This window comes from Pseudomonas fluorescens (genome assembly GCF_902497995.1).
Lineage (GTDB): Bacteria > Pseudomonadota > Gammaproteobacteria > Pseudomonadales > Pseudomonadaceae > Aquipseudomonas > Aquipseudomonas fluorescens_BK.
Genome location: NZ_CABVII010000011.1, coordinates 100,129 through 119,002 on the forward strand (window position 1 = coordinate 100,129; position 18,874 = coordinate 119,002).

The 18,874-nt window shown below is 57.2% G+C and carries 26 protein-coding genes, 1 tRNA gene and 1 pseudogene; 20 read left to right on the forward strand and 8 right to left on the reverse strand.

All coding sequences use genetic code 11. From position 1 onward, the window contains the following. Nucleotides 1-10: 10 nt before the first annotated feature. Entirely contained in the window at nucleotides 11-373 is a 363-nt protein-coding gene (locus F8N80_RS14735) for a nuclear transport factor 2 family protein (protein WP_224790694.1), read from the forward strand. 59 nt (nucleotides 374-432) lie between these two features. Then, nucleotides 433-819: a nuclear transport factor 2 family protein gene (locus tag F8N80_RS14740; RefSeq protein ID WP_150743656.1), complete on the forward strand. Its 387-nt coding sequence runs from the start codon at nucleotides 433-435 to the stop codon at nucleotides 817-819. A gap of 270 nt (nucleotides 820-1,089) precedes the next feature. Here the strand turns inward: F8N80_RS14740 and F8N80_RS14745 are convergent, their stop codons facing one another. Then, nucleotides 1,090-2,178, reverse strand: coding sequence for an asparaginase (locus F8N80_RS14745; protein WP_150784137.1), 1,089 nt, complete (start codon nucleotides 2,176-2,178; stop codon nucleotides 1,090-1,092). A gap of 339 nt (nucleotides 2,179-2,517) precedes the next feature. Here F8N80_RS14745 and F8N80_RS32180 point away from each other — a divergent pair. From F8N80_RS32180 to F8N80_RS14760, 3 genes and pseudogenes are all read left to right on the forward strand, one after another. Then, a pseudogene (locus F8N80_RS32180) lies at nucleotides 2,518-2,661 on the forward strand (LacI family transcriptional regulator); the annotation flags it as partial. 103 nt (nucleotides 2,662-2,764) lie between these two features. Continuing rightward, nucleotides 2,765-3,673, forward strand: a complete 909-nt coding sequence (gene rbsK / locus F8N80_RS14755; RefSeq protein ID WP_150784139.1) for a ribokinase — start codon at nucleotides 2,765-2,767, stop codon at nucleotides 3,671-3,673. Then, nucleotides 3,670-4,638: a nucleoside hydrolase gene (locus tag F8N80_RS14760; protein WP_150784140.1), complete on the forward strand. Its 969-nt coding sequence runs from the start codon at nucleotides 3,670-3,672 to the stop codon at nucleotides 4,636-4,638. Before rbsK ends, F8N80_RS14760 begins: the two co-directional genes overlap by 4 nt. 31 nt (nucleotides 4,639-4,669) lie before the next feature. On the opposite strand, the gene F8N80_RS14765 is transcribed toward F8N80_RS14760, so the two are convergent. Continuing rightward, nucleotides 4,670-4,882, reverse strand: coding sequence for a hypothetical protein (locus tag F8N80_RS14765; protein ID WP_150784141.1), 213 nt, complete (start codon nucleotides 4,880-4,882; stop codon nucleotides 4,670-4,672). Nucleotides 4,883-5,014: 132 nt separating this feature from the next. On the opposite strand from F8N80_RS14765, the gene F8N80_RS14770 reads away from it, so the two are divergent. Then, nucleotides 5,015-5,320, forward strand: a complete 306-nt coding sequence (locus F8N80_RS14770) for a hypothetical protein (protein WP_150743662.1) — start codon at nucleotides 5,015-5,017, stop codon at nucleotides 5,318-5,320. A gap of 165 nt (nucleotides 5,321-5,485) precedes the next feature. Continuing rightward, nucleotides 5,486-5,806, forward strand: coding sequence for an I78 family peptidase inhibitor (locus tag F8N80_RS14775; protein WP_150743663.1), 321 nt, complete (start codon nucleotides 5,486-5,488; stop codon nucleotides 5,804-5,806). A 70-nt stretch (nucleotides 5,807-5,876) separates the two neighbouring features. Here the strand turns inward: F8N80_RS14775 and F8N80_RS14780 are convergent, their stop codons facing one another. Further along, a complete protein-coding gene (locus F8N80_RS14780) occupies nucleotides 5,877-6,089 on the reverse strand; it encodes a cold-shock protein (protein ID WP_003179963.1) in 213 nt (70 codons plus the stop codon). Nucleotides 6,090-6,381: 292 nt separating this feature from the next. Next, nucleotides 6,382-6,684, reverse strand: a complete 303-nt coding sequence (locus F8N80_RS14785) for a hypothetical protein (RefSeq protein ID WP_150784142.1) — start codon at nucleotides 6,682-6,684, stop codon at nucleotides 6,382-6,384. A 374-nt stretch (nucleotides 6,685-7,058) separates the two neighbouring features. Between F8N80_RS14785 and thrS the strand changes: the two genes are divergently transcribed. The 10 genes from thrS (at nucleotide 7,059) to F8N80_RS14835 (ending at nucleotide 15,134) form a co-directional block, all read left to right on the forward strand. Then, nucleotides 7,059-8,981, forward strand: coding sequence for a threonine--tRNA ligase (gene thrS, locus F8N80_RS14790; RefSeq protein WP_150784143.1), 1,923 nt, complete (start codon nucleotides 7,059-7,061; stop codon nucleotides 8,979-8,981). Then, nucleotides 8,981-9,532: a translation initiation factor IF-3 gene (gene infC, locus F8N80_RS14795; protein WP_169857083.1), complete on the forward strand. Its 552-nt coding sequence runs from the start codon at nucleotides 8,981-8,983 to the stop codon at nucleotides 9,530-9,532. The genes thrS and infC overlap by 1 nt, the downstream gene beginning before the upstream one ends. Nucleotides 9,533-9,592: 60 nt before the next feature. Beyond that, nucleotides 9,593-9,787, forward strand: coding sequence for a 50S ribosomal protein L35 (rpmI, locus tag F8N80_RS14800; protein WP_008145659.1), 195 nt, complete (start codon nucleotides 9,593-9,595; stop codon nucleotides 9,785-9,787). A 27-nt stretch (nucleotides 9,788-9,814) separates the two neighbouring features. Then, on the forward strand, nucleotides 9,815-10,171 hold the full coding sequence (rplT, locus tag F8N80_RS14805; RefSeq protein WP_007905879.1) for a 50S ribosomal protein L20: 357 nt from the start codon (nucleotides 9,815-9,817) through the stop codon (nucleotides 10,169-10,171). 109 nt (nucleotides 10,172-10,280) lie between these two features. Next, on the forward strand, nucleotides 10,281-11,297 hold the full coding sequence (pheS, locus tag F8N80_RS14810) for a phenylalanine--tRNA ligase subunit alpha (protein ID WP_150784144.1): 1,017 nt from the start codon (nucleotides 10,281-10,283) through the stop codon (nucleotides 11,295-11,297). 26 nt (nucleotides 11,298-11,323) lie between these two features. Further along, on the forward strand, nucleotides 11,324-13,705 hold the full coding sequence (gene pheT / locus F8N80_RS14815) for a phenylalanine--tRNA ligase subunit beta (protein WP_150784145.1): 2,382 nt from the start codon (nucleotides 11,324-11,326) through the stop codon (nucleotides 13,703-13,705). 3 nt (nucleotides 13,706-13,708) lie between these two features. Beyond that, nucleotides 13,709-14,011 (forward strand): integration host factor subunit alpha, encoded by a 303-nt coding sequence (gene ihfA, locus F8N80_RS14820; protein WP_002553164.1) that lies wholly within the window; start codon nucleotides 13,709-13,711, stop codon nucleotides 14,009-14,011. Further along, nucleotides 13,992-14,348 carry a MerR family transcriptional regulator gene (locus tag F8N80_RS14825; RefSeq protein ID WP_150743667.1) on the forward strand — a complete coding sequence of 119 codons (357 nt, stop codon included), beginning with the start codon at nucleotides 13,992-13,994 and terminating at the stop codon, nucleotides 14,346-14,348. The genes ihfA and F8N80_RS14825 overlap by 20 nt, the downstream gene beginning before the upstream one ends. Nucleotides 14,349-14,437: 89 nt before the next feature. Continuing rightward, a tRNA-Pro gene (locus F8N80_RS14830) sits at nucleotides 14,438-14,514 on the forward strand. Nucleotides 14,515-14,639: 125 nt separating this feature from the next. After that, entirely contained in the window at nucleotides 14,640-15,134 is a 495-nt protein-coding gene (locus tag F8N80_RS14835; RefSeq protein WP_150784146.1) for a hypothetical protein, read from the forward strand. Here the strand turns inward: F8N80_RS14835 and F8N80_RS14840 are convergent, their stop codons facing one another. The 4 genes from F8N80_RS14840 to F8N80_RS14850 all read right to left on the reverse strand — a co-directional run bounded on the left by F8N80_RS14840 (nucleotide 15,135) and on the right by F8N80_RS14850 (nucleotide 17,182). Further along, nucleotides 15,135-16,250 (reverse strand): phage integrase Arm DNA-binding domain-containing protein, encoded by a 1,116-nt coding sequence (locus tag F8N80_RS14840; RefSeq protein WP_150784204.1) that lies wholly within the window; start codon nucleotides 16,248-16,250, stop codon nucleotides 15,135-15,137. Further along, nucleotides 16,250-16,462 (reverse strand): hypothetical protein, encoded by a 213-nt coding sequence (locus F8N80_RS14845; protein ID WP_150763158.1) that lies wholly within the window; start codon nucleotides 16,460-16,462, stop codon nucleotides 16,250-16,252. Before F8N80_RS14845 ends, F8N80_RS14840 begins: the two co-directional genes overlap by 1 nt. 42 nt (nucleotides 16,463-16,504) lie before the next feature. After that, nucleotides 16,505-16,675 (reverse strand): hypothetical protein, encoded by a 171-nt coding sequence (locus F8N80_RS31195; protein ID WP_191632930.1) that lies wholly within the window; start codon nucleotides 16,673-16,675, stop codon nucleotides 16,505-16,507. A gap of 195 nt (nucleotides 16,676-16,870) precedes the next feature. After that, the gene (locus F8N80_RS14850; protein WP_150784147.1) at nucleotides 16,871-17,182 is read right to left on the reverse strand and encodes a DUF4406 domain-containing protein; all 312 of its coding nucleotides are present in this window, start codon (nucleotides 17,180-17,182) and stop codon (nucleotides 16,871-16,873) included. A gap of 84 nt (nucleotides 17,183-17,266) precedes the next feature. On the opposite strand from F8N80_RS14850, the gene F8N80_RS14855 reads away from it, so the two are divergent. From F8N80_RS14855 to F8N80_RS14865, 3 genes are all read left to right on the forward strand, one after another. Further along, entirely contained in the window at nucleotides 17,267-17,620 is a 354-nt protein-coding gene (locus F8N80_RS14855; RefSeq protein WP_150784148.1) for a hypothetical protein, read from the forward strand. A gap of 1 nt (nucleotide 17,621) precedes the next feature. Beyond that, nucleotides 17,622-18,215, forward strand: a complete 594-nt coding sequence (locus F8N80_RS14860) for a hypothetical protein (protein WP_150784149.1) — start codon at nucleotides 17,622-17,624, stop codon at nucleotides 18,213-18,215. An 89-nt stretch (nucleotides 18,216-18,304) separates the two neighbouring features. Further along, nucleotides 18,305-18,874 carry a hypothetical protein gene (locus F8N80_RS14865; protein WP_150784150.1) on the forward strand — a complete coding sequence of 190 codons (570 nt, stop codon included), beginning with the start codon at nucleotides 18,305-18,307 and terminating at the stop codon, nucleotides 18,872-18,874.

Genomic DNA, 18,874 nt, shown 5'->3' on the forward strand with positions numbered 1-18,874 from the left:
TCAATACCGGTTGGGCAGACAAGGTCAGCGATCCAGTGGGGCGCAAGGCTGCTCAGGAGCTGAACCGGATTGCCATTGCGCTTTGATGAAGCCCGCGTTCAACGAGCAGGCCACCATGTTTGGCGTCGACAGCGACAAGCTCGTCGGCGGCGCGATCCAGAATCTGTACGACGTCATCGACAACTCGTTCCGCCCATCCCCCGAAGCCAAAGCCGCGATCGTTCGCATCGACATCGTGGGCACTGCCGCCAGTGCTCGGGTCGATACCGACAACGTTTCGGGATTTCGTTTCACCGACTTCTTCAACCTACTGAAGGTAGAAGGCAAGTGGACGATTGTCAGCAAGATTTACCACACCCACCCGAGCGCTTGACCCCTCGAATGCATCTGGCGAGGTGTGCTGTACCTCGTCCTCACTGAAAGGAGAGAACCATGTCAAAGAACATCAAGGCAGTACCAACCTCCGAGTACAACGCTGTCATCGCTACCGCCAATCAGTACGTTGAAGGCCTGCGGGTGGGTAGCGCAGAAGGCGTTGCGCAAGCCTTCCATAAAGACGCGGTGATGTATGGCTTCACCAATGGCGAGCTACTTGGCGGCCCGATCCAGAATCTATTTGATTTCGTTCGGAAGAACGGCAATGCCCCCGAAATCACAACCCGACTCGACGTATTGGCGATCACGCCGACGACAGCTGTTGTGCGTGTGGATATGGAGAAGGATGCGATCGGCGCTGATTACAACGACTACCTCACCCTGATCAAAATTGACGGTACCTGGAAGGTCATAGCCAAGGTTTATCACCAATTCGAAGGTTGAGCATCCTCCGATCCCGGTGGGCACAACAATGCGGCGCGCTGAATCGGAAGACGCATTTCGGCGCGTTGATTGCGGTTGGGTGAGCGAGCACTGGTAGTTGTGCTGGGCCTGGTGGGGAGACCAAAGTGTTGCTCAATCAAAGCGGCGATCAACTCGTGCTTTTGATGTAGGACGTTGGAGATTTTTTTATCGGAGCAACGTCATGAACCACTCGCCAAAGGGCGAGTGGTTAGCGCGGTGCCTGACCGGAACCGGTCAGGCGAGGGCGAATCAATATTCCCAGAACATCCGTTGCAGCTCTTTGCTGTCACTGGTCTTGGTCAGCGCGACCATGGCCAGGATGCGCGCCTTCTGCGGGTTCAGGTCATGGGCCACGACCCAGTCGTACTTGTCGTCAGGCTGTTCGGCGTTGCGCAGCACGAAACCGCCGGCGTTGACGTGGGAGGAACGGATGATTTGTACGCCGTCCTTGCGCAAGGCCTGCAGGGCTGGAACCACCCGCGAAGAGACCGAGCCATTGCCGGTGCCGGCATGGATGATGGCTTTGGCGCCCGACTGCGCCAGGGCTTTGTAGGCGGTATCGCTCACGTTGCCATAGGAGTAGGCGATTTCGACGTTCGGCAGGCTCTCGATGGTTTTGATGTCGAATTCCGAATCCATGGTGTGGCGCTTGGCCGGCAGGCGGAACCAGTAGGACTTGCCTTCAACCACCATGCCCAGTGGGCCCCAGGCACTTTTGAAGGCTTCGGTCTTGATGTTGATCATCTTGCTGACGTCGCGACCCGACTGGATTTCATCGTTCATGGTCACCAGTACGCCTTTGCCCCGCGCTTCTTTGCTGCCGGCCACGGCCACCGCGTTGTACAGGTTGAGCATGCCGTCGGCGGACATCGCGGTGCCTGGGCGCATGGAGCCGACGACGATGATCGGCTTGTCGGTTTTTTCCACCAGGTTCAGGAAGTAGGCGGTTTCTTCCAGGGTGTCGGTGCCGTGGGTGATGACAATGCCATCGACGTCGTTGCTGTCGGCCAGTTCAGCCACACGGCGACCCAACTGCAGCAGGTTGTCGTTGGTGATGCTTTCGGAGGCGATCTGCATGACCTGTTCGCCCCGAACGTTGGCCAGCTGGCTCAGTTCCGGAACTCCGGCGATCAATTGTTCGATGCCGACTTTCGCCGCTTGATAGGTCGCGCTATTGGCTGCGCTGGCACCGGCGCCGGCAATGGTGCCGCCCGTGGCCAGGATCACCACGTTCGCCAGTTTTTGTTGGGTTTGTGCTTCTTTGGCCTGAAGGGCGGTGGGCAGAAGCAACAGGAGGGCCAAGGCGCCCGGAACGAAGGTCTTGAAAACAGATGTCATTATTTTTCTCTCTAGTAGTCAGACGGTACTGATGCAAGTTCATCTAGATACGGCCCCAAGGCGATCTGAACGCGTGGGGTGTACGAGAGGGAGCAGGATTCATACCAGACATGCCTTGTATCGGAAATAACTCGTAACATAATGATTTGTATCATTATTTTTTAAAAATTTTTAAACGGGTCGGCGCTGGTTCGTCCGGATTTCCGAACAGCTGGGGCATTCATGTTCGGCTCTCCGAGTGCCCCGAACGCCGTCCTCTCGGTCGGCGGCATCGGCAAGACCCACGCTCAACCGGTGCTGGCCGGCATCGACCCGGACACCCTGGTCGGCGAACTCGGCGAACTCGGCGAGATGGCCGCTGAAGTGCTGTTGCGCCGGATCGCCACACCGGCCATGGCCATCGATCAACGGATCGTGACGCCCAGTATTGTCCTGCGCGAATCGACTGCGCCGCTGGCCGGTGTGTTTGCCCAGTGCTGTTGAATGGAAAGCCGTTGAATGGAAAACCGCTGAATGGGAAGCTGCTGAATCCAAAGAACCGTTGAACCAAAAGCTTCGCTGAAACCGAATGGATGAGTAGTGACGTATGCCAGCAAACGTAGTGGTAATAGGCAGCCTGAACATGGACCTGGTAACTCGGGCGCCGCGGCTGCCCCGTGGTGGTGAAACGCTGATAGGCACGTCGTTTGCCACGGTCTGCGGCGGCAAGGGCGCGAATCAGGCGGTGGCCGCGGCTCGGCTGGGCGCGCAGGTGTCGATGGTCGGTTGCGTGGGCAGCGACGCCTATGGCGAACAGCTGCGCGCGGCGCTGTTGGCCGAGCAGATCGATTGCCAGGCGGTCAGCGTGGTTGACGATTGCAGCGGCGTGGCGTTGATCGTGGTCGACGACAACAGTCAGAACGCGATCGTGATCGTCGCGGGTGCCAACGGCGCGCTGACGCCAGAAGTGATCGACCGTTTCGACGCGGTGTTGCAGGCGGCGGATGTGATCATCTGTCAGCTGGAAGTGCCGGATGCCACGGTCGGCCATGCGCTCAAGCGCGGCCGTGAGATGGGCAAGACCATGATCCTCAACCCGGCACCAGCCAGTCGCCCCCTGCCGGCGGACTGGTACGCGGCCATCGATTACCTGATTCCCAACGAAAGCGAGGCCTCGGTCTTGAGCGGTTTGCCAGTGGATTCCCTGGACGCCGCCGAAACCGCCGCCAGCCGCTTGATCGCCCTGGGCGCCGGCAAAGTGATCATCACCCTCGGTGCCCAAGGCTCGCTGTTTGCCAACGGCACAGGCTTCGAACATTTTCCGGCGCCACAGGTAAAGGCTGTCGATACCACGGCGGCCGGCGATACCTTCGTCGGTGGTTTCGCCGCAGCACTTGCGGCCGGCAACAGCGAAGCCGAGGCGATCCGTTTTGGCCAGGTCGCTGCGGCGCTGTCGGTGACCCGTGCCGGCGCGCAACCGTCGATACCCACCTTGTCCGAAGTACAGGCCCGATGACCGCTACAAGCGCCCAGGCGGCGCAAAAGATCGACCTGATCATCGACACCGACCCGGGTGCCGACGACGTGGTGGCCTTGCTGTTTGCCCTGGCGTCGCCGCAAGAACTGAATGTCCGTGCGTTGACCACCGTCTCCGGCAATGTTCGCCTGGACAAGACTTCGCGCAATGCGCGGCTGGCCCGCGAGTGGGCAGGGCGCGAGGAGGTGCCGGTGTATGCGGGCGCGCCGAAACCGCTGATGCGCACGCCGATCTACGCCGAGAACATCCATGGCGAGGAAGGCTTGTCGGGTGTCGCCGTGCACGAGCCGAAGGCGGGCCTGACCCAGGGCAACGCGGTCAACTACCTGATCGATACCTTGAAGGTCGCCCAGCCCCACAGCATCACCATCGCCATGCTCGGTCCGCAGACCAACCTGGCGCTGGCCCTGATCCAGGCGCCTGAAATCGTTCGGGGCATCAAGGAAGTGGTGATCATGGGCGGGGCGCACTTCAACGGCGGCAATATCACGCCGGTGGCCGAGTTCAACCTGTTCGCCGACCCGCAGGCAGCCGAAGTGGTGCTCAAGAGTGGCGTGAAGCTGACCTACCTGCCGCTGGACGTGACCCACAAGATCCTCACCAGCGAGGCACGCCTGAAGCAGATCGCGGCGATCAACAACAATGCCGGCAAGCTGGTGAGCAATATTCTCAATGAGTACGTCAAAGGCGACATGGAGCACTACGGCCTTGCGGGTGGCCCGGTGCATGACGCCACGGTGATCGCCTACCTGCTCAAGCCAGAGCTGTTCACGGGGCGTTCGGTCAACGTGGTGGTCGATAGTCGCGAAGGCCCGACCTTCGGCCAGACCATCGTCGACTGGTATGACGGCCTGGGTGCGCCAAAGAATGCCTTCTGGGTCGAAAACGGCGACGCCCAAGGCTTCTTTGACCTGCTGACCGAACGCCTGGCACGTCTGAAGTAAGCTGCCGGCCCGCAGGTGCAGCCTGCGGGTCTTATCGCCGTTTTGTCTGCGCAATAACCACGTGATTTGCCGTGTACTTCTCGAAAATCTGCGCAATGAATGACTGGGCTGCATCCGTTCCCAGTTCCTTGACCAGAAGATCGATACTGATGATTGCCAATTCTTCCGGGCTGCCGGGGCTGTAGGAGCTATGACCTTGCGACCACTTGGCTTTGATGTCGGCGTCGATACTTATGGTGGTCATGAGGGGGCTCGTGAAGTCGGGAAAGTCTGAGTGTGGAGTTAACCATTTTGCGCGACATTTGGCACTCCGACTTAGGCATGAGTGTGGGGCTATGCGACACTTGGCCTTTGATGGATTTTCAAGGACCGTGCTGTGCAGATCGATTTGAACACCCCTGACGGCTTGACCCTTGAAGCGGTGCGCCAGCTGCTGGCCTCTGCCAGCGATGATGAGCACACGCAACTGCGGGTGACCAAGGGCGGCATCGCCTACATTTCGTCGGGCGTCGTGGGTGGAACCGATATCGACGGACTATTGTTTCGCCTGGAAACCTGGGCCAAGGGCTCCGGTTATGTCGGGCGTGTCGCGGCCAGCGACGAGGTCTGGGTCATGCAGATCTTCAATGCGCTGAAAGAGAACTGGCCCAATCCGCCATTCGATTACATCGATGTCTATTGAGCGTTGCTCATATTCAGTCATGATTGCGCGGTGGACAGCCGGGGATGATCAGGCAAACTCGCCGCTTTTCATGATCGAGGGCAGGGTGCTAGTACATCCTGGGAAACCAAACGCCAGATTGGCGGTCGCACGATCTCAGCTCAACTATTGAAAAAAGGAGGCTTCATGCCTTGGAAGCTCGCGTCATTGGGTACTTTGCTGGCCGCTGCCATGTTGGCCGGTTGCAGCACTACCTCCACCGAGTCGACAACAGACCCTGTCACGACCACTGACACGGGGCACAGCCGTTGTGAGGCAAAAGCTGCCGAATTCACCATTGGCAAAAAGGCTTCGCCCGAACTGCTGGAGCAGGCGCGTACCCGTGCAGGCGCACAGAACGCACGGTTCCTCCTGCCCACCGACATGGTGACGCTGGAGTACCGCTCCGATCGCCTGAACCTGAACACCGATGCCAGCCGGGTGGTCACCCGCGTCAACTGCGGCTGATCGCTTCACGTTGGTTTCGCCCATAAAAAACCCCGTCACATGGACGGGGTTTTTTTAGTGCGCCAGAAACTTACTCTGGGCGGACTTGTGCAGCTTGCATACCCTTTTGGCCTTTCTCAGCCACGAAGGAAACGGTCTGGCCTTCTTTCAGGCTTTTGAAACCGTCGCTTTCGATAGCTTTGAAGTGTACGAACAGGTCGTCACCGCCACCTTGAGGAGTGATGAAGCCGAAGCCTTTTTCATCGTTGAACCATTTAACGGTGCCGGTTTGGCGATTAGACATGGTGTATCTCCAAGAAACATATATTTTCAGTAGTACTGTGCTGCTCAGGCCAACTGGGCACACCGGGGTATCATAGTCGAAATGTTCGCTTTGGGAGCCCCCCGGACGTGCTGTTTGTCCTACAGTCACCCTTTCTTTGTTGCTTTGTAGGGCTGAAGGCCCCGGTTTTAAAGGCTTTCAGCCGAAAGTAAAGACGGAAAAAAAAGCTGTAGAACCTGGATAAATTGTAGGAGAAAGCGCTTTTCAGCGGCTTTTCTCCGTCGATTGGGCCCCTGAAAGCCCTGAGTCAGGCTTACTTTTTCGCCTCGGGCTTGGCCTTGCACGAAGCGATTTGCGTAAGTGCTTTCTGTTTAAGGGCATCACTGGCCGTGTTGTCCATCAAGGCCTGGAGGTCGCTGGCCGGGTACGATTTGATCGCATCGGCCCCGCAGGCGCAGTGAGATTTGGCTGCAGGCGCGCCGATCTGCGGGGTGGCTGCCTGGGTGCACTGAGCCATGTATTTTTCGCGCTCGCCCTTTGGCCAGTCGGCATGGGCGGCCAGTGGCAGCAGCAGGACGATGGGGGCGACGACTGCGAACAAACGATTCAGACGCATGCTGGGATGCTCCTTGTGGGTCAATGTCTTGTTATCTGAGGGGTAAAGCGCGGTTCAAGTTCAGCACTCTGGCATAAAAAGGCCCGATTTACCCCCGCGGCAAGCCTCGGTGCCGCGACGACCGTTCATCTGTGCTAGCATGCCTCGCTCGGGCGTTTGCAGGCTCCGGATGACCTTCAGTCCCGGTGGCGGCAGAGGCGCGAACAACCCTGATTTGAATCCCAGTCACTCTGGTTCGGTTTTCCGGTTGGCCGCAAGGCTCCTGCCGCTGTAAGGCAGGCGTTCGTCATTGAATGGCCTGGACCGGATCTTGTACTGGCTCATCCCAACCCACGTGACCTTTGGTAGGGGTCACCACTAGGAGAGGAGGCGCCATGCCAACTATTACTCTTCCCGATGGCAGTCAACGTTCATTCGATCACCCGGTTTCCGTAGCCGAGGTCGCCGCATCCATTGGTGCCGGTCTGGCCAAGGCCACCGTGGCCGGCAAGGTCGATGGCAAGCTGGTCGACGCCAGCGACCTCATCGACAGCGATTCCACGCTGCAAATCATTACGCCAAAGGATGAAGAGGGGCTGGAGATCATTCGCCACTCTTGCGCCCACCTGGTCGGTCACGCGGTCAAGCAATTGTACCCGACGGCCAAGATGGTCATCGGTCCGGTCATTGACGAAGGCTTCTATTACGACATCGCCTTCGAGCGTCCTTTTACTCCGGACGACCTGGCCGCCATCGAACAGCGCATGCAGCAGCTGATCGAAAAAGATTACGACGTGATCAAGAAAGTCACTCCGCGCGCCGAAGTGATCGAAGTGTTCCAGGGCCGCGGCGAAGACTACAAGCTGCGCCTGGTCGAGGACATGCCGAACGAGCAGGCCATGGGCCTGTACTATCACGAAGAATACGTCGACATGTGCCGCGGTCCGCACGTGCCGAACACGCGCTTCCTGAAATCCTTCAAGCTGACCAAGCTGTCCGGCGCCTACTGGCGTGGCGATGCCAAGAACGAGCAACTGCAGCGCGTCTACGGCACCGCCTGGGCCGACAAGAAGCAGCTGGCGGCTTACATCCAGCGCATCGAGGAAGCCGAGAAGCGCGATCACCGCAAGATCGGCAAGCGCCTGGGCCTGTTCCACACCCAGGAAGAGTCGCCGGGCATGGTGTTCTGGCACCCGAACGGCTGGACCCTGTACCAGGTGCTTGAGCAGTACATGCGCAAGGTTCAGCGCGACAACGGCTACCTGGAAATCAAGACGCCGCAAGTCGTTGACCGCAGCCTGTGGGAGAAATCCGGGCACTGGGCCAACTACGCCGACAACATGTTCACTACCCAGTCGGAAAACCGCGACTACGCCATCAAGCCAATGAACTGCCCTTGCCACGTGCAGGTGTTCAACCAGGGCCTGAAAAGCTACCGCGAGTTGCCAATGCGTTTGGCCGAATTCGGTGCTTGCCACCGTAACGAGCCATCGGGTGCGCTGCACGGCATCATGCGCGTGCGTGCGTTTACCCAGGACGATGCCCACATCTTCTGCACCGAAGAGCAGATGCAGGCCGAATCCGCCGCGTTCATCAAGCTGACCATGGACGTCTACGCCGACTTCGGCTTCAAAGACGTCGAGATGAAGCTGTCCACTCGTCCGGAAAAACGCGTCGGTTCCGACGAGCTGTGGGATCGCGCCGAAGCGGCATTGGCTGCAGCCCTTGATAGTGCTGGGCTGCCGTACGATTTGCAGCCGGGCGAGGGTGCGTTCTACGGTCCGAAGATCGAATTCTCGCTGAAAGATTGCCTTGGCCGTGTCTGGCAGTGTGGTACCCTTCAGCTCGATTTTAACCTGCCTGTCCGCCTGGGAGCCGAATACGTCTCCGAAGACAACAGTCGCAAGCACCCGGTGATGTTGCACCGGGCGATCCTGGGCTCCTTCGAACGTTTCGTCGGAATCCTGATCGAGCACTACGAGGGTGCGTTCCCCGCGTGGCTGGCTCCGACCCAGGCAGTGATCATGAATATCACTGATAAACAGGCCGATTTTGCCGCCGAGGTCGAAAAAACCCTCAACGAAAGCGGATTTCGTGCCAAGTCTGACTTGAGAAATGAAAAGATCGGCTTTAAAATCCGCGAGCATACGTTGCTCAAGGTTCCTTATCTCTTGGTTATCGGAGATCGGGAAGTCGAGATGCAGACTGTCGCTGTGCGTACTCGTGAAGGTGCTGACCTGGGCTCGATGCCCGTCGCCCAGTTCGCTGAGTTTCTCGCGCAAGCGGTTTCCCGGCGTGGTCGCCCAGATTCGGAGTAATTACTATTAAGCGTGAAATGAGACAAGATAAACGAGCTGCACCGAAAGCCCCGATCAACGAGAATATCTCGGCACGCGAGGTTCGGTTAATTGGAGCTGAGGGTGAACAGCTTGGGATTGTGTCAATTGAAGACGCGCTTCTTAAGGCTGAAGAGGCCAAACTGGATCTGGTGGAAATTTCCGCCGATGCAGTACCCCCTGTTTGCAAACTGATGGACTACGGCAAATCGATCTTCGAGAAGAAGAAGCAGATTGCCGCGGCCAAGAAAAACCAGAAGCAGATTCAGGTTAAAGAAATCAAGTTTCGTCCAGGGACGGAGGAAGGGGATTACCAGGTAAAACTGCGCAACCTGGTACGTTTCCTGAGTGATGGGGACAGGGCCAAGGTATCCTTGCGATTCCGCGGCCGTGAGATGGCCCACCAGGAGCTGGGGATGGAACTCCTCAAGCGAGTTGAAGGTGACTTGCTCGAGTACGGTTCGGTCGAACAGCATCCTAAGATGGAAGGACGCCAGCTGATCATGGTCATCGCCCCGAAAAAGAAGAAGTAATCAATAGGGCACGGCAGGCCTTCTGATTATGTTTATCAACTGAATGCGGAGTATCCGAACATGCCAAAAATGAAAACTAAAAGTGGTGCTGCTAAGCGGTTTCTGAAAACTGCTAACGGTATCAAGCACAAGCACGCTTTCAAGAGCCACATCCTGACTAAAATGTCGACCAAGCGTAAGCGTCAACTGCGCGGTAGCAGCTTGCTGGCACCGTGTGACGTGGCAAAAGTCGAGCGCATGCTGCGCCTTCGTTAATTTAGTCAAGAATAGAGGAAGTAACTCATGGCTCGTGTAAAGCGTGGCGTCATTGCCCGTAAACGTCACAAAAAAATTCTGAAACTTGCTAAAGGCTACTACGGCGCTCGCTCGCGCGTATTCCGTGTTGCCAAGCAAGCGGTAATCAAGGCAGGCCAATACGCCTACCGTGACCGTCGTCAGAAAAAACGTCAGTTCCGCGCTCTGTGGATCGCTCGTATCAACGCTGGTGCACGTATCAACGGCCTGTCCTACAGCCGTTTCATCGCCGGCCTGAAAAAAGCGTCCATCGAGATCGACCGTAAGGTTCTGGCTGATCTGGCAGTGAACGAAAAAGCGGCGTTTGCTGCGATTGTCGAGAAAGCTAAAGCCACCTTGGCTTAAGTACCCCCGACAGTCACCCGGCCTCACCTCCGTGGGGCCAGGTGTTAAACGTCATAAATAGGGGAAGAGCCTTCAAGCTCTTCCCCTATTTTGTATCTGGAGTCTGTACATGGAAAACCTGGATGCGCTCGTCTCTCAAGCACTAGAGGCTGTGCAAAGCGCTGAAGATATCAATGCCCTGGAGCAAATCCGGGTTCACTACCTTGGCAAGAAGGGCGAATTGACTCAGGTGATGAAGACCCTGGGGAATCTGCCGGCAGAAGAGCGTCCGCAAGTCGGCGCCCTGATCAACGTTGCCAAGGAGCGTGTCACAGAGGTTCTCAATGCGCGCAAGGCACTGTTTGAAGAGGCCGACCTGGCCGCCAAACTGTCCGCCGAGTCCATTGACGTGACCCTGCCTGGCCGCGGCCAGACCTCGGGTGGCCTGCATCCGGTTACTCGCACTCTGGAACGTATCGAACAATTCTTCACCCACATCGGCTACGGCATCGCCGAAGGCCCTGAGGTCGAAGACGACTACCACAACTTCGAAGCGCTCAACATCCCAGGCCATCACCCGGCCCGGTCGATGCATGACACCTTCTATTTCAATGCCAACATGTTGCTGCGCACCCATACCTCGCCGGTACAGGTCCGCACCATGGAATCGACACAGCCGCCGATCCGCATCGTCTGCCCGGGCCGTGTGTACCGCAGCGACTCCGATATCACCCACTCGCCGATGTTCCACCAGGTCGAAGGCCTGCTGGTCGATCGCGACATCAATTTCGCCGACCTCAAAGGCACCATCGAAGAGTTCCTGCGCGTGTTCTTCGAAAAAGAACTGGCCGTGCGTTTCCGTCCTTCGTACTTCCCGTTCACCGAGCCATCCGCTGAAGTCGACATGGAATGCGTGATGTGCAGCGGTAAAGGCTGCCGTGTCTGCAAACAGACCGGCTGGCTGGAAGTGATGGGCTGCGGCATGGTTCACCCCAACGTGCTGCGCATGTCCGGGGTCGACCCGGAAGAGTTTTCGGGCTTTGCCTTCGGCATGGGCGTTGAGCGTCTGGCCATGCTGCGTTACGGCGTGAACGACTTGCGTCTGTTCTTCGACAACGACTTGCGGTTCCTCGCGCAATTTCGCTAGTCGTAACGAATTCTTAGGAGAGCAGGATGAAATTCAGTGAAAAATGGCTGCGTGGCTGGGTTAGCCCGCAGGTAGGTCGCGACGAGCTGGTTGCCCGTCTGTCGATGGCCGGTCTTGAGGTCGATAGCGTTACGCCGGCCGCCGGCGAGTTCACCGGTGTGGTGGTGGGCGAGGTGCTGAGCACCGAGCCGCACCCGGACGCCGACAAGTTGCGCGTGTGCCAGGTCAGCAATGGCGCGGAGACCTTTCAGGTGGTTTGCGGTGCACCCAACGTGCGCCCGGGCCTGAAGATCCCGTTCGCCATGATCGGTGCCGAACTGCCAGGCGACTTCAAGATCAAGAAAGCCAAGCTGCGGGGCGTCGAGTCCAACGGCATGCTGTGCTCGCAAGCCGAGCTGCAAGTCGGTGAAGGCAACGACGGCCTGATGGAATTGCCGGCCGATGCACCGGTCGGAGAAGACATTCGTGAATACCTGGGCCTGGACGACTCGAGCATCGAGGTCGACCTGACCCCGAACCGCGGCGACTGCCTGTCCCTGGCCGGCCTGGCCCGTGAAGTCGGCGCGCTGTACGCCACCGAAGTCACCCGTCCGGTCATCGCCACCGTGCCGGCCGTGCACGACGAAGTGCGCTCGGTTGAAGTGCTGGCGCCCGCCGCCTGCCCGCGTTACCTGGGTCGCGTGATCCGTAATGTCGACCTGTCCAGGGCTACGCCGTTGTGGATGGTCGAGCGCCTGCGCCGTGCCGACGTGCGCAGCATCGACGCCGCCGTCGACATCACCAACTACGTGATGCTGGAACTGGGTCAACCGCTGCACGCGTTCGATCTCGCCGAAATCAATGGCGGCATCCGCGTGCGCATGGCCATCGAGGGCGAGAAGCTGGTGCTGCTCGACGGTCAGGAAGTCAGCCTGCGTAGCGATACCCTGGTGATCGCCGACCACACCCGCGCCTTGGCTATCGCCGGCGTCATGGGCGGCGAGCACAGTGGCGTCAACACCGCGACCACCCGCGATGTATTCCTCGAAAGCGCCTTCTTCGACCAGATCGCCGTGGCCGGCAAGGCCCGCTCCTACGGCCTGCACACCGACGCCTCGCACCGCTACGAGCGTGGCGTGGACTGGCAGCTGGCCCGTGAAGCCATGGAGCGCGCCACCGGCCTGCTGCTGGAAATCACCGGCGGCGAAGCCGGCCCGATCATCGAAACCGTCAGCGAGCAGCACCTGCCGAAGATCGCGCCGGTCACCCTGCGTGCCCAGCGCATCACCCAGATGCTCGGCATGGAAATGAACCCGGCCGAAGTCGAGCGCCTGCTCAACGCCCTGGGCCTGACCGTTTCCGCCGACGGGGCAGGGCGGTGGTGTGTAGAAGTGCCGAGCCATCGCTTCGACATCAGCCTGGAAGTCGACCTGATCGAAGAGCTGGCCCGCCTGTACGGCTACAACCGTCTGCCGGTTCGTTACCCGCAAGCCCGCCTGGCACCGCAAGCCAAGGCTGAAGCCCGTAGCGACCTGCCTGAGCTGCGTCGTCTGCTGGTGGCCCGCGGTTACCAGGAAGCGATCACCTACAGCTTCATCGATCCGAAACAATTCGAGTTGTTTAATCCGGGTGTCGAACCGCTGCTACTGGCCAACCCGATCTCCAACGACATGGCCGCCATGCGCTCGTCGTTGTGGCCAGGTCTGGTCAAGGCGCTGCAGCACAACCTGAACCGGCAACAGGATCGTGTCCGCCTGTTCGAAAGCGGCCTGCGCTTCGTCGGTCAGCTGGCCGGCCTGAAGCAAGAACCCATGCTCGCTGGCGTCGTCTGCGGCAGCCGTCTGCCGGAAGGCTGGGCACAAGGTCGCGATGTCGTCGACTTCTTCGACGTCAAGGCCGACGTGGAAGCGGTACTGGGCTTCGCCGGTGCCCTGGATTCGTTCACCTTCGTGCCGGGCAAACACCCTGCATTGCACCCGGGTCAAACCGCGCGCATCGAACGTGAAGGCCGCTTGGTCGGCTTCGTCGGCGCTATCCACCCCGAACTGTCGAAAACCCTCGGTCTCGACCGTCCGGTCTTCGTCTTCGAGCTGGTCCTGGCCGAAGTGGCATTGGGCAAAATGCCTAAATTCCAGGAGTTATCGCGCTTTCCTGAAGTGCGACGTGACCTGGCCCTGATTGCGCACAAGGACGTCGCGGCCAGCGCCGTACTGGACGTAATCCGTGAGAATGCAGGCGAATGGCTGACAGACCTCAGGCTATTTGACGTGTATCAGGGTAAAGGCATTGATCCTGATAGAAAAAGCCTTGCAGTCGGCTTGACCTGGCAGCATCCATCGCGCACTCTTAATGACGATGAGGTGAATACCACGACACAAAACATCCTCACCTCGCTCGAACAAAGGTTGAACGCCACGTTAAGGAAGTGACGTATGGGGGCTTTGACGAAAGCTGAGATGGCGGAACGTCTGTATGAAGAGCTAGGCCTGAACAAACGGGAAGCCAAGGAATTGGTCGAACTGTTTTTCGAAGAAATCAGGCACGCTCTTGAAGACAACGAACAAGTCAAATTGTCCGGTTTCGGCAATTTCGACCTTCGGGACAAACGCCAGCGGCCTGGCCGCAATCCGAAAACGGGGGAAGAAATCCCGATCACGGCTCGCCGTGTGGTCACCTTTCGTCCAGGGCAGAAGTTGAAGGCCCGAGTTGAGGCTTATGCTGGAACCAAGTCATAACGACGAGCTTCCCGTCATACCCGGCAAACGCTACTTCACCATCGGTGAAGTCAGCGAGCTGTGTGCGGTAAAACCGCACGTGCTGCGCTATTGGGAGCAGGAGTTTCCTCAACTGAACCCCGTCAAACGTCGCGGAAACCGCCGGTATTATCAGCGCCAGGACGTGCTGATGATCCGGCAGATCCGCGCGCTCCTTTACGATCAGGGGTTCACCATCGGCGGCGCACGCTTGCGTTTGTCCGGCGATGAAGCCAAAGATGACACCACCCAGTACAAGCAGATGATCCGGCAGATGGTTGCCGAGCTCGAAGATGTACTGGTTGGGCTCAAGAAATAAATTTCTGCTTTTAAATACTTCCAGTTTTCAAAAGCTTGGGATATATTCTTGAGCGTTCCTCGAGGTGAGGAACAGGTAACACGCCTAGTCGGGGCGTAGCGCAGTCCGGTAGCGCACTAGCATGGGGTGCTAGGGGTCGAGTGTTCGAATCACTCCGTCCCGACCATATTTCCTGAGTAAAATCAGGCACTTAAGCCGATCAGCCAGATCGGCTTTTTTGTGTCTGCGCAAAACCCGCGCAAAACTGGCGCAAAACCCTTGAGATTTTCGACGCATGGAAAGGGCTAATCAATGGTGAATCTTGAGTTCAGCGAGAAGCACGACCAAAAATTCCTGAAACACTTCAATGGTCAAATGGATGACATCACCCTAATCCTCAAATGTCATTTACTGCTTGAAGAAATGCTGCGTGACTTTTGCTCGGCGATGGTGCCTCAACCACGATTTCTTGCCGATTCGCGGTTTACGTTTTCCCAGGTGCTGGACCTATCGAAAGCCCTTTATCCCAATGATATTAAAATCGGATCGCTTGCAGATTTATGGTCGGTGGCGGAAAAGGTCAATCGTGTTCGCAATATGATGGCGCACACTCTTGACCCAGATTCGAGCAAGCTGGAAGTACACAAATATGCAATCAGGAGCACCATCCGATCTCGCTTTAAGGGGTGCGAGGATTTGGAGTTTTCAGGCTGCCTAACAGCGGTCCTAGGGTCTTTTAGCCTAATACTTCAGGTTGGAGTCACTCATAAAAATGGCGAGGATTTTCGGAAAATCCCCAAAAGATAGTCACGTCCCTGCGATTTCACTTATATCTAGATCTGGAGTCGCCTCTGACCAGACGATTTCCTCGTGGTCCCGCTGGTAGTTTTTGGTCATGCCTTCGCTTGCATGCCCTGCGATCTTCTGCCCATCCTTTCCGGCTTTCTTGTACAGATGCAGCGACAGCGCTCGCACTTCGTGGAAACCCGGCATCTCCTCTTCCTTCCATCCCTTGTAGCATTCCGCTGCCTCCCGGGCGTCCTTGAAAGCTCGAGTCAAATACCTCTCCTCAACCTTTGTCCAGTGGTCTTTGTTCTGCGCTTGCTTTTGTTTAAGGCGATCTGGCTTGCGGTGCACCAGGTACGGCGATGCGATATCGTCCCGGCACCGGGTGATGACTGCCTGAAACTCTGGGGTGACCCGAAAACGAATCCACGCCGCGTCGGTGGCCTTCGCCGTTTTCTTCTGCACCACATACAGATATCCCTCCCGAACCCCATCGAACCGCATGTCGAGGATGTCCGTTCGCCGCTGGGCGGTAATGAGGGCCAGATCGATTGCGTTTTGCAGCCAGGCCGGTGCATTTTCCCGGATGGCTTTCAAGCCCTCGACGGTGTGGCGCTTGCGCTGTTTCTTCTCTATACGGTTGATCGTGCTTGCCGCCGGGTTGTCTGGGCACAAGCCCTTGGCCGCGGCGTGGTTGAAGATGTCGACGAGCAGCGCCCGGCACTGGTTCGCCGTGCGCGGGGTGAGAGCGTCCAGCATTTCCGCGACCATGCGGATCGATATCTGGTCGACCGCCTTTCCCTCGAACTGTATGCGGAATCGCCTAAAGTGCACCGCGTACAGGCCGAGCGTGCCCTTGGCCAGCTCGCGCGGCGGTAGGACATCGGCTTCGTATTTATCGAGGAAGTTGGCAAACGACTCTGATGATGCGGATAGCACGGCGCCGACCAAGTCAGCACCGCGCATAAACTCCAGATTCAATTGCTTCGCGGCATCGATAGCCTTAACGCGGTCGGTGCCGAATTGGAACCACTTGCCGTCGGTTGGCCGCCGGTAGCGATAGGTCGAGCGCCGCGCGTCAAAGTACAGGTTCTGCGGAAGGTTTTTATTCGCAGTGTTGCGCGGCCGAGGCGCCATCATGCAGCTCCTTTCAATACCATCGCCACCAGGTCGTTACCGGCAGAGCGGTTGAATGCGGTCCAGTCAACGTACCAGAGTTTCCCGATCTGCTCGCCGGGCACCACGCCGTTGCGGATATGGTTGCGGATAGCCTGGGGGCATTGAGGGGTACCATTCTCGCCCCAGCGCCGGCGCTGAAACTCGCTAATCTTGATCAGTTCTTTTTTCATTGGATGCTCCATGCCGCGCGTGGCGACAGAAGATGGGGATGGTTACGCCGCTCGCTTGCCGTCGGCACCCAAGCGGTAATAATTGCGGCAGTTGCAGCGCGGGCAGACCAGGTCTTTTGCTCCGCTGAGCCATTTGCTCGGCACCCTGGCGCGCTCGCCGTGCTGGTGTTTGTTTCGGCAGCGCGTGCACTGCACTTTCTCTTCGTCAATCATGGCGATACCTCGCTCGCCGTTCACCGGCGGGCTGGTAGGTGGAAGAGGGGTTAGCGGCGCTCGAGGATGTACTCCTGTCGAGTCATTCGCCCTGGTTGGCTAGCATGTTCAGGCGAACGCCTGATGTGCCTGGGATTTCGTGGCACCGCTCGGACGACCCAACACCCTGTCGCGTAAACCGATCTACATCGCTCATCATGCAATCTCCATCGATACCAGATCATGGGCATTCACAACCGTCATGCCGAGGCGTTCAGCGATCAGCACTTCGAGGCGTGCGCCCTTCGAAGTATGCCAACCGGGCAGTCTGGCCACGGTGTCGCACTCCATTAGAGCGGCAATGTCGCGGCGCATGCAGTCGCTCCAGGAACCGCCGTCCGGGTTGAGTTCGGCGGGGTTGGTAACGGCGTGGCCAGCGGCGCGCAGGCTGGTGGTCATAGCGTGGAAGGCGGGGAAGTTCAGATCGGGGAAGCCGGTCATTGGCCCGCTGAGATAAATTTTCTGCATTTATTAATACCTCGGTGGCGGAAGTAGTTTTTGTGAGTTATCTTTCGATGGAATTAAATTCTTAACCTGTATAGGCATATAAAATTGAGCTTTCCCTCAGCGCCAACACCACCTGGACCATTTAATAGCCTTGCTCAAGGGCTTGGACTTTCTGCAAATCCAATCGTTAAAGGGCAGTGGTTTAAAGATCAAACCATGCGTCTTGATGGTTGGCAGTTCCAGAATTGCAGATTTGACGGTTGCGTGCTTCATGTTGCAACGACTTCCATTCGCTTGGAGCGTTGCTTTATCGATGAGCATACTTCGATAGTTTTCGAAGGTATGATTCTGAACATCGTGCGGTTATTTCATGTGCGAAATAATTACATGAAAAACCAGTTTCCTTATTTCGCGCCGACGTACCATGACGATGGCACTATCTCCATTGGGGCTGCCTAATATGAGCGTGGAAGGAAAGTTTGAAACGACAGTTTCCCTTGCCCCTCAAAAAAGCCAGATATTTACAGTCGGTTGTCTAGTTTTGTCCGGCGTCAGTTTGTTAGCAAGCTGTGCCTTTTTGTGGGCTGGTAAGGCCGGATGGGAAGTGCCTCTCGCGGGATCATTTGTATTTGGGATGGCAGGGTTCGCGTGCTGGCTTCTATCCCATCGTAATTCAGATTTGTCTGGCGGTAGAGCTACTCAGCTGACCGCTGATGAAAGAAGCATGACTCTGACGTTTGACCCGCGTAATCAGCCTACAAAACAAATGCTGCTGATGTTTGCCGCACATGCTGAATCTATGGCTTTTAGAGAGTGTCTACCGCACTCCCGTGGTTTGCTCGATGATTCGGGAAATGTAATCAAAGATTCTGAAGTAGAGGCAAATCTTCAAATTGAGCAACTGAACATGGTCGTCATCGAACAAGCTGAAAAGCTAGAGCGTCTAGCTTGTGAGATAAAGTCGGGTGTCTCTAGTTTGGGAGAAAGTATCTCTGCGCCGATGTATACCGGAGAAGAACCGGTCGAAGGTGTGACTTTAGTGAGCGGAACATAAGCAGTAGGGCGCACGTTATTGCTGGCGTTAGATGTTGAAGTGGGGTATTTGTGTTCGACCCGGCATGGAGCCGGATCAAGGACGCGACGATGAAAGAACTAGTTCAGCAAAAAGACTTGCAGGCATACCTCAAAGGATTGGCGGCAGCCTCTATGCTGGTCGTTTCGATCTCAACGCCAGTATTCGAAATCGCGTCAACAGTTCAGTCGACATTTGAAATGGCCCATCTAGCCGAAACACGGCAAGAATTTTTTGGGGATGGTCCGTATATGATCCAAAGCAAGGATAGCGACGGATGGAAAGAGCGATCATGGCCTGATCCCTCTATTGCCCGCTACGCAGCAGTATTTACTATCCAAGTGAAGCTAGCCCGTAGAGCTATTTTGATTGGTGGTTACGATGCGCTGATGTCTGCGTTAAAAGATTATGAGTACTTGGAGCAATCGACTCCGAAAACTAATGGAGGGATAGGCAGATTGCTCGTGAAGCAGCCATCTGACCCGGTCGAATTGATGCGCTTACGGGATATTCTTTTGCGATACTCCATCAGATTTGTGATCGATGATGGAAGCGGTTTCATTCATCCGGGCAATCACTTTTCGGGCAATGGCCTGCATTCCGAAATTTCCGCCGATTTCCAAAAAAAGAGGCGACCGTAA